Source organism: Bacteroides sp. AF29-11 (assembly GCF_003602895.1).
GTDB lineage: Bacteria > Bacteroidota > Bacteroidia > Bacteroidales > Bacteroidaceae > Bacteroides > Bacteroides uniformis.
In genome coordinates, this window is the sequence record NZ_QTLY01000012.1 from 21,951 (window position 1) to 33,787 (window position 11,837).

Annotated in this window: 9 protein-coding genes and 1 pseudogene; 2 read left to right on the forward strand and 8 right to left on the reverse strand. The window is 44.6% G+C overall.

The annotated features are described in order from the left end of the window. Positions 1 to 154: pseudogene (locus DWZ03_RS20300) on the reverse strand (site-specific integrase); the annotation flags it as partial. Between the two features lie 161 nt (positions 155 to 315). On the opposite strand from DWZ03_RS20300, the gene DWZ03_RS18620 reads away from it, so the two are divergent. Continuing rightward, complete coding sequence (locus tag DWZ03_RS18620; RefSeq protein WP_120130524.1) at positions 316 to 1,422, forward strand: AAA family ATPase; 1,107 nt, start codon at positions 316 to 318, stop codon at positions 1,420 to 1,422. Between the two features lie 28 nt (positions 1,423 to 1,450). Here DWZ03_RS18620 and DWZ03_RS18625 read toward each other — a convergent pair whose 3' ends face one another. The 7 genes from DWZ03_RS18625 to DWZ03_RS18655 form a co-directional block, all read right to left on the reverse strand. Then, positions 1,451 to 2,392 carry a HipA domain-containing protein gene (locus tag DWZ03_RS18625; protein ID WP_087333457.1) on the reverse strand — a complete coding sequence of 314 codons (942 nt, stop codon included), beginning with the start codon at positions 2,390 to 2,392 and terminating at the stop codon, positions 1,451 to 1,453. A gap of 2 nt (positions 2,393 to 2,394) precedes the next feature. Next, positions 2,395 to 2,721: a HipA N-terminal domain-containing protein gene (locus tag DWZ03_RS18630; RefSeq protein WP_022401131.1), complete on the reverse strand. Its 327-nt coding sequence runs from the start codon at positions 2,719 to 2,721 to the stop codon at positions 2,395 to 2,397. Beyond that, positions 2,721 to 2,945 (reverse strand): helix-turn-helix transcriptional regulator, encoded by a 225-nt coding sequence (locus DWZ03_RS18635; protein ID WP_005824474.1) that lies wholly within the window; start codon positions 2,943 to 2,945, stop codon positions 2,721 to 2,723. The genes DWZ03_RS18630 and DWZ03_RS18635 overlap by 1 nt, the downstream gene beginning before the upstream one ends. 224 nt (positions 2,946 to 3,169) lie before the next feature. Beyond that, on the reverse strand, positions 3,170 to 5,833 hold the full coding sequence (locus DWZ03_RS18640) for a PL29 family lyase N-terminal domain-containing protein (protein WP_120130525.1): 2,664 nt from the start codon (positions 5,831 to 5,833) through the stop codon (positions 3,170 to 3,172). A gap of 435 nt (positions 5,834 to 6,268) precedes the next feature. Next, on the reverse strand, positions 6,269 to 7,222 hold the full coding sequence (locus DWZ03_RS18645; RefSeq protein ID WP_057087507.1) for a tyrosine-type recombinase/integrase: 954 nt from the start codon (positions 7,220 to 7,222) through the stop codon (positions 6,269 to 6,271). 133 nt (positions 7,223 to 7,355) lie between these two features. Further along, positions 7,356 to 8,129 (reverse strand): hypothetical protein, encoded by a 774-nt coding sequence (locus DWZ03_RS18650; protein ID WP_120130526.1) that lies wholly within the window; start codon positions 8,127 to 8,129, stop codon positions 7,356 to 7,358. A 5-nt stretch (positions 8,130 to 8,134) separates the two neighbouring features. Further along, positions 8,135 to 10,195: an HD family phosphohydrolase gene (locus DWZ03_RS18655; protein WP_009037308.1), complete on the reverse strand. Its 2,061-nt coding sequence runs from the start codon at positions 10,193 to 10,195 to the stop codon at positions 8,135 to 8,137. Positions 10,196 to 10,292: 97 nt separating this feature from the next. On the opposite strand from DWZ03_RS18655, the gene gltX reads away from it, so the two are divergent. Continuing rightward, complete coding sequence (gene gltX, locus DWZ03_RS18660) at positions 10,293 to 11,819, forward strand: glutamate--tRNA ligase (RefSeq protein WP_016271998.1); 1,527 nt, start codon at positions 10,293 to 10,295, stop codon at positions 11,817 to 11,819. Positions 11,820 to 11,837: the final 18 nt, after the last annotated feature.

Genomic DNA, 11,837 nt, shown 5'->3' on the forward strand with positions numbered 1-11,837 from the left:
GCCCGCGCATGGGCATCGGCTGCCATTTGGTGAATGCCGAGAATGCATTCACCGCTGACTGGTAGATGTGTGCCGTCCCCCACCTGCCGCCTTCCCGGAGTTCCCCGATGACTGAGGAGAACATCTCTTGTAAGGTAATTTCATTTCTATTCATTTCCAATTTATTTATAAAAGGTTTACCTTACAAGTATATACAATAAAATGAAGCAAAACAGAAGCTTATAATGTATTTCTTCATTTTAGCCAGTCTTTCAGAATGAACTCAAATATATTTCTTATATTTGCGAAAAAAGTCGCATTGAAAAAAGTCGCAATATGAATAATCCATTTAAATTCGGTACGATTGTAGACGGTGAATACTTTACGGATAGAGTAGGGGAACAAGAAAAAGTAAGAGAGATACTTGCAACTGAGAATCACCTGATACTTATTAGTCCACGACGTTTCGGCAAGACCAGCCTCGTTCAAAAAGTAACGAAAGGATTGTCACGTCCCGTTTTTCAGTTGAACCTGCAGTTGGTAACAGACACTGCCGACTTTGCTGCACGATTATTGCGGATTGTGCTTCAACAATATCCTATGGAACGTCTGAAGCATCTTATCACTCACTTTCGTTTTATCCCCACCATTTCAACCAATCCCATGACGGATGGCATAGAAGTTTCATTTCAGCCGTCAATGGATGGTTTCATTCTGTTAGAGGATGTATTCACACTGATTGATAAACTGGGAATGAAGAATCCACACAAGAAACCGATTGTAGTACTGGACGAATTCCAAGAAATACGTACATTGGACAAGAATCTGGATAAAAGATTGCGGTCTATTCTACAGACTTACAACCATGCCAATTACATTTTCTTAGGTAGCCAGGAATCGATGATGCAGGAAATCTTTGAGAAAAAGAAATCTCCTTTCTATCATTTTGGATATTTGATGAAGTTGGGTAAGATTCCTCAAGATGACTTCTATGAGTTTCTCAAGAATGGCTTTCTTCTCTTGGGTGAAGATATGGATGCTGAAACGATAGGCCGCAGCATTCTGTCGTTCACCAATTGTCATCCCTATTACACCCAGCAACTGGCTTACCAGACATGGAATAACTGGAAACAAAACGGTTACAGTGATACTTTGTTGGAAACTGCCATTACGGAGTTGACTCATGTACACGATATGGATTATGAACGTTTATGGAGCACTTTCAATAAAACAGATAAAAAAGTCTTGATAGGCTTAACTATGCAGATGGGGACTCCGTCCAGTCTTCCTTTTCTACAAGGTGTCGGTATTGATTCTCCAAGTACTGCCTTCAGTAGTTTGAAGCGACTTGGACAACAAGGATATGTGATACGTAATGAGGGGTATGAACTGGATGACCCTTTCTTCAGAAGGTGGATTGAAGTAAAGAGAGAAGGGCGATAGAAAGAGGAAATCCTTGTTGGGTTTCGTATCATTTCAGCATATTGAGTTTTATGCTTATCATGTCTTTATATGATATTTGCATCTCCTCCGGTAGAAAAGAGAGACTGATGAACTCCATCCATTTGGTTTCTACTTTCAAGAGTTTCTTGAAGAGGTTTTCTATTACTTTTTCGTCCAATCCCGACGCCCGCATGGACGTGACAAAGTCAGTCTTCTTCAATTTACGTTTTTTGCCGTTTAGTGTAAGTGCAAGTTCTTCGGTGTCTTCAGGCATCACCAATGCGGTAGACAGCATGTCATATGCTGGTGTGAGCGTATATACCTCTTGTTGGGGACTATAAAGCGAGAAGTTCTTCAAATGCATGTCGGCATTACCGGTTATCCATGAAAAGACGACTTGCTCCCAGAAATTCACCAGGTCCAATTTGGGAGCGGATGAATATCTCAGCACTAGCTTCGCAATCTGCTCATAAGAACCTTTGTATTTTTGTTCAGTGAGTTTTTCAGAAAGTTGGCACATATCCTCCATAGCCAATTTTCTCCCTTCATTCGTGCGGTCTATGCGCCGGGTGATATAGCATAATTCACCATCCTCAAAGCGGATGAGGCTATGTGGCACAACTCGTATCTTGGCTATTTCCGCAAGATGCATTGTCAGATCCTCTAATTCGGGAAGATTACCGAACCGTTCGGTTTGCGGCTTCAAAATATAGCGCCCCCATAAGCCTACAATCGTAAATCGTCCAGGCTCGTTTTTACTTCCTTTGTTGATATCCAATGATAATTTGGCCTGCACTCCGGTCAGTGTGGTCTGACTGCGAATTACCTGCCTTGCCAAATCGTTGAGATTATTGTGCGTATAAGGCAATATAGGCGCCTCTAGTGTCCCGAATATCTTTTTTGAGCAAGCCTTGTGGAAATCCCTCTCATTTCCATTCAGTTCTTTGTAGCAATACAGACATTTTGCCATTTTTAATCCTCCTCATTTATAGGTTCGATACCCACTGCACCGATACAGTCTTTACAGCACGCCAGCAACAGTGACATTCGGTCACGTGCATCTATTTTCCAGTTCTTTTCCGCAATGTCAAGCAGCCATCCTTCGGGTATCAGTCCGTCGAAAAAAGGAAACAGCACTTTGTCGTGATAGGCTTTCTCTGTCAAGGGTAATGTGAGACTGACAGCTTCTGCAACATCCGACTGCAGGAATTCCGTATCGTACTGGAAGGTATAGCCATCCTCATCCTCTGTGAGGATACCGGCTTTTATTCCTCGGAGATTTATCAATGCCTGCTTCATCATTCGTCAGTTTTAGTTATAGGTACTGCGCCAACTTCGCTGCCAAACAAAGACAGTAGCTGGTTTACCTTGTCCAACCGCAGCGTCTGTTTGCCTTGTTCCAATTCACGGACAAAGCGCAAGCCTACTCCTGACTTTTCCGAAAGTTCCACTTGGGTCAGATTGTACTGCTTACGCATCGCTTTTACATATTTGGATAATGTTGTTTGTTCCGTATATTCCATTTTTATACCCTTTGGGGTACAAAGATAGAATATATTTTCGTTATTACACCCATAAGGGTATAAAAAGATTAAAGGAGAAAGAGATTATATCTTTTCGGGTATAAATTAACTGAAATATCAAAGTAATGATGAAACATGGAGAATACAGAAAGGGTGTGCTAAAAATAGCACACCCTTAACTCATCTTTACTATTTGTAAAGGTTAGACCGATTCTGTTTATATTTTAGTTTGCAGAATTTGGTTTAACTGTTACATTGATATCAGCTTTCTTTGTATAGCCCCAGATGTCTTTTACTGTAACATTCAGTTTTTCAGTAGTGTCATATCCGGCATTCTTCGGAGTAACTTCTACATAGCCTTCCTCAACCTTGTTGCCGTTCTTCTTGGCTCCTACACCATTCTTTTCTACCGTAAATACGTTGGTATTGGCAGATTCGAATGTAACATCGGAGATGTATGGGCTTGTGTACAGTGATGCTTCAGTATCTCCCGCAGCAAACTTGTCTTTGAAGATCTTATAGGCAATACCAGCATATGTAGCAGCCTTAAAGTCTTTTTCGTACAACTTAGCAACGCCTTCAGATGTTGCAACTACACTGATGCCGGCAGCACTTGCAGCTTCTACAGTACCTTGTTCAATCGGGCTCATTACATCCAGTTTGAATGCATTGGCAGCACGTTCAGTTTCACCGTATGCATAGATACCCAAATATTTAGCATCTGAAATAACGATGTTGATAGGTGTATGGTAAGCTTTGTCGCCAATCAATTCGATTGCAACATTACTAGTGCTTGCATCAGTCAACTTAGCATGGGTATTTGCAACTGCAACGTTGTTAATCTTCTGTGCAGGATCGATTGCAAATGTAATCGTAGAGCTATTGGCGTATACATTATCAAACTTGTTGAATGCATGTTTGAATGCGTAACGTGATGCATATGGAGTGCCTGCTGCAGGAGTAACAAGGTCTTCCGTATTCATGTAAGCCTTACCTGTAGAAGTAGTGCCGAATACAACATTTTCCTTAACGAGGAACTTAGACAATGCAGGGATTGACAAAGTGAACGGAGCCTTAACGGTATTCAAAATTTCACCGTTAGCATCTTTGAAGTCAATCTTAGCATAATAACTCTTGTCAAGTTTGTAAGCTGTCGTTCTAGCAGCGTCTACATTAAGAGTCAGTTTTGTAATGTCTTTCAATGCTGACTTATCGAACGTAACAGCATTTGTAAGACCCGCTTCTACTACGTCTCCAGTACTTTCAACACGATAAACTGTGATAGCTTTGTCTGCTACATCTGCCTTCCACAGAATTAATGCGCTACCTGCCAAATCTTCGAACATCGGAGTAAGAGAGTAGTCTTTTTTGTTATTGGCTGCAGTTGCAGAGATTTCAATGTTTTGAGACGGCAGAGTTGTCACACCGCTCAAGCTCTTGGCAGGTTTAACGTTGGTTGTTGTAGATTTTACCACACCATCCAATGCTACATAATGAATTGTAATCGGGAAATAAGTAGTAGTAATGTTGTCAGCCAACTTGCCAATCTTGAAGCTAAGACCGTCAATGTCAGTAATACCCCAACGTACAATAGTAGCTTCATCGATTTCTACGTAAGCATCATACACATTCTGCGGATTGTCGAATTTCACAGTCAGCAGTTCGCCGATAGTAGCAGGCGTTACCTTCGTGTTATCCTGATCGGTTGCAGAGTCAATAGCTTTGTCATTGAGCTTTATCGGTTTGGCTGCCAAATCAATGTTTTCATTGAATTCAAATGAAAGATTGTACAATGTAGTAAATCCATCAGCTTCTTGCAAAGCGTATGCAATAGCTTTATTGTCAACTGTGAATTTAGCTTTGTAATCAGCTTCTTTTTTATATGTTTCACCCTCGTTGGCAGAGAGAGGCATAGCCCACAAACCATTGCCAGAAACAGCTCTTGTCAGTAAACCATTGAAAGCTGTGGGAGTCCCCAAAGTCATAGGAGCTTCACCTAGCTTGGAATTTACCATCTTGAATGAGAATTCGCTTGCATCCAAAGCAGCCGGTGCGATACGAACCAGCAGATTTCCGTTAGATAGTGTCGACAATGCTTGACCTTCTTTCAGTTTCTTGGCACCATCCAGCTTGTTCCATTTGTCGGCATTAGCTTTAGTTGCCAACACGAAGTTATAAGAAATAGGCTCGCTCCAATCTGTAACTTGGTAAGTTTTACCATTGTCCTTGGTAACAACTTGTCCCATTACTTCAATCTCTGTAATCACTACCGGAGTCTTTGGCAATTTAACAGTTGTATAAGCACTTCCGGCTTTATCAACGGCAACGTTCAATTCATAATAGTTACCTTTATCTACAACATAAGCGCTTGCACCTTTAGCGGAAACACCGGTATCAGTACCTACATACTCTTGTTTCTCGGAATCCCATGCATAAACTACCCAGTTGCCAGTTTCTTCGCTGATAGTAGGAGATTTTGCGTCTTTACCAGCTGCTCCCGGAGCGCCTGGAGTACCAGCTCCACCATCTTTGCCTTCTGCACAAATGCCGGTATCTATACCGTCAATCTTCCAGTTCTTAGTGGTAGGATCAATTGTGATTTCAACCTTGTCGCCTTTGTCACCCTTGTCACCCTTAATGGTTTCGATTGTGCTGGTTGAATTGTCATTCCAGGTTACAACAATACCATCACCACTCTTAGTTACGTTGGTTACATATTTACCAGCGTCAACTTTTGCTTGCAAAGCACTTAATGAAGACTTGATGTCGGTCAGCTCCTTATTGATCTGATCGATGTCGTCATCGTAGTCCTTACAAGACGTAAACGTTCCTGCAGTGCCCACCATTAAGGCGCTGAACAGGATTACACTTAGAAACTTCTTGTTCATAATTGAAAACTTTAAATTTATAAATTTAAAAAAATAAAAAGTGAATAATATCTCATTTTGAATTCCTTTCGCATACTTCTTTTGTTACTAAGTATTCCGTTACTTCGCAGGTAATGAAATCTTGTTAATTTCGTTAATAATCAGGAGATAAGGAGAAAATAGACCGGTTTTGTTTGGAATAGTAAAAATCAGTCCGTTGGGATATTGGAAAGATGATATATAGTCTTAATCTCCAACATCATAGAAAAGCTGCAATAGAAATTATGAAGTGAAAAAGTCTCTAATTTTCAATATAAGATTCTATCTTTCAGTTTATTGCTTACGTTGGGAAACTTTTTGTAAAGCTAATATCAACCCGCTCCTCAAAACTTTGTTTGAAGACTATAAAAAAGAAACAACAAGTTTGCTCTACTTCCTCAAAAGAAGTAATCTCTTTTATACTGGATATCCTTCGTTTTTTACAAAAGAAATTACCCTTTGATTGGCTTCGTCAATCTTTCTGTTGCTGAAAGGCTTCAGATAGGTTTCTGTCACTGTGATGGAAGAGTGCCCCATGGCTTCCGATATGATTCCTGGATGTATCTCGCAGTGGTAAGCTATGGTCGCCCAAGTATGGCGTGCCGCATAACTACTGAGTGCAGACTGCATTCCTAAGCATTGTCTGAGTACTGCCAAACGTTGGTTGAATGCCCTGAGTGCCGACTGGTATTCTCGGTATGCCGCTTCTGTGCCTTCCTCACTTTGCAATATGGGGAATAAATAAGGAGAGTCCTTGTCTTTGTTTGCTATCATTCTCACCATTTGCATAGCCTCCGGCGTCAGTGAGACGGTCAGTGCCCGTCCCGTCTTCCTGCGCCTATAAGACAAGGTGTTTCCTTGTAAGTCCCTTTTGTGCAAATAGGCCAGGTCCACAAAAGGAATCCCTCTTAGCATAAACATCAATACAAAGAAAATTCTTGTTTTCTGTCGGGTGTTGGGAGAATTACCGGTCTGCAGGCTCATCTCTGTCTCCCGTACCAAGCAGCCTATGTCGGAAGCTTCGAGCGCCTTTTTCCTATCCGCCCGTGTGCCGGTATACACATGCTCAAACAGCCTGGGTACATATCGCACCAGCTTTCTGTCCACCGCCCGGTTGTAAACCGAACGTATCGCTTTGACATAGGTGGATACGGTGTTCCAGCTGCAATTTCTCTGCCTAAGGAAGTTTTCGAATCTCTTCAGTACGGTCGGGCTCAGCTTGCGCATGGGCATCGGTTGCCATTTGGTGAATGCCGAGAATACATTCACCGCTGACTGGTAGATGTGTGCCGTTCCCCACCTGCCGCTTTCCCGGAGTTCTCCGATGACTGAGGAGAACATCTCTTGTAAGGTAATTTCATTTCTGCTCATTTCCAAATTATTTATAAAAAGGTTTATCCTGCAATTATAAATAAATTGAGAGCAAGTGCAAAGGCATCATTCTGAAATCTGCGAAATGGGAATGATGCCGTATCCGACAGCTTATTTGTTGGCTAACGTCTGTTTAGTGGCTGATATACGTATCCTGGAAGAACCGCTTGTTATCATTCAGGCTGCAAGTGGCATCCACTCCGGCTTGTTGCAGGCGTTCGGCAATCTCATTCAGTTTCTTCCTCGAAACCCTTCCGATATAGAACAGACGGTAGCGGTAATCGTTGTCCAGCAATTCCATGACGTGCGTGAAATTCTGTTCGCGGGCAAAGTCGAAGTTTACTTTTCTTAGGTTCTGGTACGGATAGCGGATGGTCCTGCCTACGCTGTGTATGATGAGGCCGTTATTGTCCAACGTCAGGTAGCAGAAGCGGGTCATCAGCATACTGATGAAAAAAAGACTTAATGCAAACGAAATGATAGCCGGGATGAAGCCCCACCATACGTTGCCACTGATGGAATAATATCCCAATATAAGGAATATCAGGAATAAGACAAAGAACCAGAACATATAGAGTGACGGACGCTGGTATGTTTCTGTGGGAACCTCTGCGACTGTCCGTTCCCTCGGTGTGTAGTTGTCGAAGGGGATTTCTTGGGAGACCAGGTAGCGGATGACCGAGGAAGGGTGACGGAAAGGAGGCAGATAGATTACTTTTTCTTTCCCTTCCTTTAGATGTAAAGTCAGTATGCCCGGACCATATTTGTCTTTCGCAGCCAAGTTGCTTTTGCGGGGAACCTGGTGGTAACGCTTCATGAAACTGAAACTCTTGATTTGGTGCAGTCCGATGTGCTGGCTTTGCAGCAGTTGTTCGGCTCTTTTCTGTTCTTTACTGGTCACTTCCATAGTTCTTATTTTTTAAGTTCGGGATAACTGATGCGGGTATGGTATATAGTCTTCAGCTTCTCCTTGAATACGTTCTTCACGGTGGCAATATCCTTGAAGGTGATGGGGCATTCCTTGAAATAGCCTTCTGCCACTTGCGAATCGATAATCTTGTCTACCAGGTTGCTGATGCTCTCTTCCGTATATTCGGGCAGACTGCGTGAAGCGGCTTCCACCGAATCGGCCATCATCAGGATAGCCTGCTCTTTGGTGAACGGGTTGGGACCGGGGTAGGTGAATGCCTCCTCGTTAGGGTCTTCACCGGGGTGCTCGTTTTTCCAGGAGATATAGAAATACTTCGTTTTCCCACGGCCATGGTGAGTGGTGATGAAATCCTTGATTACTTTGGGGAGATTGTTCTTCTCGGCCAGCTTCAGCCCGTCCGTCACATGGCTGATGACGACTTGGGCACTTTGCTCATAGCCCAGATTCTTGTGCGGATTGACTCCACCCGATTGGTTCTCGGTGAAGAACACCGGATTCTCCATCTTGCCGATGTCATGATACAGCGCTCCGGTACGTACCAGCTGGCTTTTGGCTCCGATACGGTTGGCCGCTTCCGCCGCAAGGTTGGCAACCTGCATGGAATGCTGGAAGGTGCCGGGAACTGTCTCGGACATGCGGCGTAGCAGGCTGTTGTTGATGTTGGACAATTCGACCAGGGTGACATTGGAGGTAAAGCCAAACGTCTTTTCCACCAGGAAGAGCAGGGGATAGGTGAACAGCAGCAACACTCCGTTGATGACGAAATAGGTGTACATGCTTCCGTTGATTTTTGTCAAGTCGTTTTCTGTAATCAGCTCGAAAGCAAAGTAGACGGCAGCGTAGGTCAATATGACGAGGAAGGCTGTCCGGAACAGTTGCGACCGTTGTGAAAGTTCCCTCAGACTGAAGATGGCAACCAGCCCCGCCGAGAGTTGCAGAAGAATGAATTCATGCGGATAGCGCAGGCAGATGGAGCATATCAGTATGGTGGTGACTTGTGCGATGAAGGCCGTGCGTGAGTCGAGGAACACCCGGATGATGACCGGCAGCATGGCATACGGGATGATATAGACATTGAATATGTTGTTGGCAACCATGATGGCCGTCACCACGCAATAGAACATGATGAGGGCGAAGAGCAGGGAGAGGCTGCCCTTGCGCTTGTAGTAATCTTTACGGAACAAGTCGAGGTAGAGCATGAAACACAGCATGAAGATACTGACAAACAATACCTGCCCCGCCAGCATCAACCGTTTTTGCCCGATGGACTCACTGCGTTTGATGGATTCTTTCCGTAGACTCTCAAGGATGTTGTATGTCTCCTGGCTGACAATCTCGCCGCGGTCGATGATTTTCTGTCCGCTCAGTACGATGCCGTTGGCCCATGAATAGTTGTCGAGCATCTCCTTCTTAGCGGTTTCGGTCCGCTGCTCGTCATAGGTCAGATTAGGGAACAGATATTCGTTCAGCGAGCATTGCCGTAGAATGTCCGGGCGGTAGTGGGCGGTATCGGCCGTGAGTATATAGTTATAGGCATCCTTCACCGAATATACCTTGTTGATGTCCTGCTGGTTGGCCAGTTTGTCGTTAATGACCATGATGGCGGTTGTGCTGTCCTTATGCAGTTGGTTCAGCTCTTCGGTAGAAACGATGCCGGCGCGATATACTTCAGAGAGTTTCCTTTCCAGAAAGCGGACGTAGTCGGTGGAGGGAAGCAGGCCGCGCAGGTGGGTCTGATAGTCTGCCTTCAACTTGGCGAGCACACTTTTCTCAATGCTTTTGTCCAGCTGGAAATACGGCTGGAAGGCGGCGAGGATACTGTCTTGCTCGCGTTTCACCACTTCATCGGCCTTATAGATGGGGAAGTCGAAGGTGGCCATGAGCTGTCCGTACTTCCAGGGCTTGTCAATGTCGAACTGGTAGTTGAATTTACCGTCACGTGGCAGAAAATAGACAATAATCCCCACAGTGCCGATGAATATCAGTGCTCTGTATAGCAAATCTCTGAGCGAGAACTCTTTTTTTGTATTGAAATAACTCATATCGGCTGAAATTTTTGCGAAAAGTACAAAAAAAAACATTAGTGTGGAAAAAAAGGTTTAATTTTGCCGTCTAAAATATTCATAAGTAAGGTAGATTATGACAGAAAGAAAGGTCAGAGTCCGTTTTGCCCCGAGTCCTACGGGGGCGTTGCACATCGGCGGTGTGCGTACAGCTTTATACAATTATCTCTTTGCGCGTCAGCATGGAGGAGATTTGATATTTCGTATTGAAGATACTGATTCCAACCGGTTTGTACCGGGTGCGGAAGAATATATCCTGGAGTCTTTCAAGTGGTTGGGCATCCCGTTTGACGAGGGCGTGAGTTTCGGTGGAGACCATGGCCCGTACCGTCAGTCGGAACGTCGGGAAATATACAAGAAGTATGTTCAGATTCTGCTGGAGGCCGGAAAAGCCTACATCGCTTTCGATACTCCTGAGGAGCTGGAAGCAAAGCGTGCGGAGATTGCGAATTTCCAGTACGATGCTTCTACCCGCTTGCAGATGCGCAATTCACTGACCCTTCCTAAAGAAGAGGTAGACGCGCTGATTGCTGCCGGTAAGCAGTACGTGGTGCGTTTCAAGATAGAGCCGAACGAAGATGTGCATGTGAACGACCTGATTCGTGGGGAAGTAGTGATAAACTCTTCCATTCTTGATGACAAGGTTCTTTATAAATCGGCAGATGAACTTCCTACTTACCATCTGGCCAATATTGTGGACGACCATTTGATGGAAGTGTCCCATGTGATACGCGGTGAGGAATGGTTGCCTTCCGCGCCGTTGCATGTATTGCTCTACCGTGCCTTTGGGTGGGAGGATACCATGCCTGCCTTTGCGCATTTGCCCTTGTTGCTGAAGCCCGAGGGTAACGGCAAATTGAGTAAGCGTGACGGCGACCGTCTGGGCTTCCCGGTTTTCCCGTTGGAGTGGCATGACCCCAAGTCGGGAGATGTTTCTTCAGGCTACCGGGAATCTGGTTATCTGCCCGAAGCGGTCATTAATTTCCTGGCTCTGCTGGGCTGGAATCCGGGCAATGACCAGGAACTGATGTCTATGGATGAATTGGTGAAATTGTTTGATTTGAGCCATTGCAGCAAGTCGGGTGCCAAATTCGACTATAAGAAAGGTATCTGGTTCAACCATGAGTACATCATGATGAAACCGGATGCGGAGATAGCTTGTCTTTTCAGACCGGTGCTGGAGTCCAACGGCATAGACGCCTCCAACTATAGCGACGAGTTCCTTACGAAAGTGGTTTCACTGGTGAAGGGACGCGTCAACTTCGTAAAGGAACTGTGGGACCAGACCCGTTTTTTCTTCGTAGCCCCCACGGAATATGCGGCAAAGGATGTGAAGAAACGTTGGTCGGAAGATACTCCCCGCATCATGACCGAATTGATGGATGTGCTGCGCGGCATCGGGGATTTCTCCTCCAAGCCTTCCGAAGATATTGTGATTGGTTGGATTACTGAGCGTGGCTATCACATGGGAAATGTGATGAATGCCTTCCGCTTGTCAGTGGTGGGCGAGTGTAAAGGCCCGCACATGTTCGACATTACCGAGCTGATTGGCAAGGAAGAGACGTTGGCCCGTATACAGCGTGCTGTTGATGCTTTAAAGTGAATAAATCTTCTTCATCCT

Bases quoted from the DNA above. Each gene is read 5' to 3' on its own strand.
- DWZ03_RS18625 (WP_087333457.1), bottom strand. From the start codon at position 2,392: ATGGCAAAATGTCTGTATTGCTACAAAGAACTGAATGGAAATGAGAGG.
- DWZ03_RS18650 (WP_120130526.1), bottom strand. From the start codon at position 8,129: ATGGAAGTGACCAGTAAAGAACAGAAAAGAGCCGAACAACTGCTGCAA.
- DWZ03_RS18635 (WP_005824474.1), bottom strand. From the start codon at position 2,945: ATGGAATATACGGAACAAACAACATTATCCAAATATGTAAAAGCGATG.
- DWZ03_RS18645 (WP_057087507.1), bottom strand. From the start codon at position 7,222: ATGAGCAGAAATGAAATTACCTTACAAGAGATGTTCTCCTCAGTCATC.
- DWZ03_RS18630 (WP_022401131.1), bottom strand. From the start codon at position 2,721: ATGAAGCAGGCATTGATAAATCTCCGAGGAATAAAAGCCGGTATCCTC.
- DWZ03_RS18640 (WP_120130525.1), bottom strand. From the start codon at position 5,833: ATGAACAAGAAGTTTCTAAGTGTAATCCTGTTCAGCGCCTTAATGGTG.
- DWZ03_RS18655 (WP_009037308.1), bottom strand. From the start codon at position 10,195: ATGAGTTATTTCAATACAAAAAAAGAGTTCTCGCTCAGAGATTTGCTA.
- DWZ03_RS18620 (WP_120130524.1), top strand. From the start codon at position 316: ATGAATAATCCATTTAAATTCGGTACGATTGTAGACGGTGAATACTTT.
- gltX (WP_016271998.1), top strand. From the start codon at position 10,293: ATGACAGAAAGAAAGGTCAGAGTCCGTTTTGCCCCGAGTCCTACGGGG.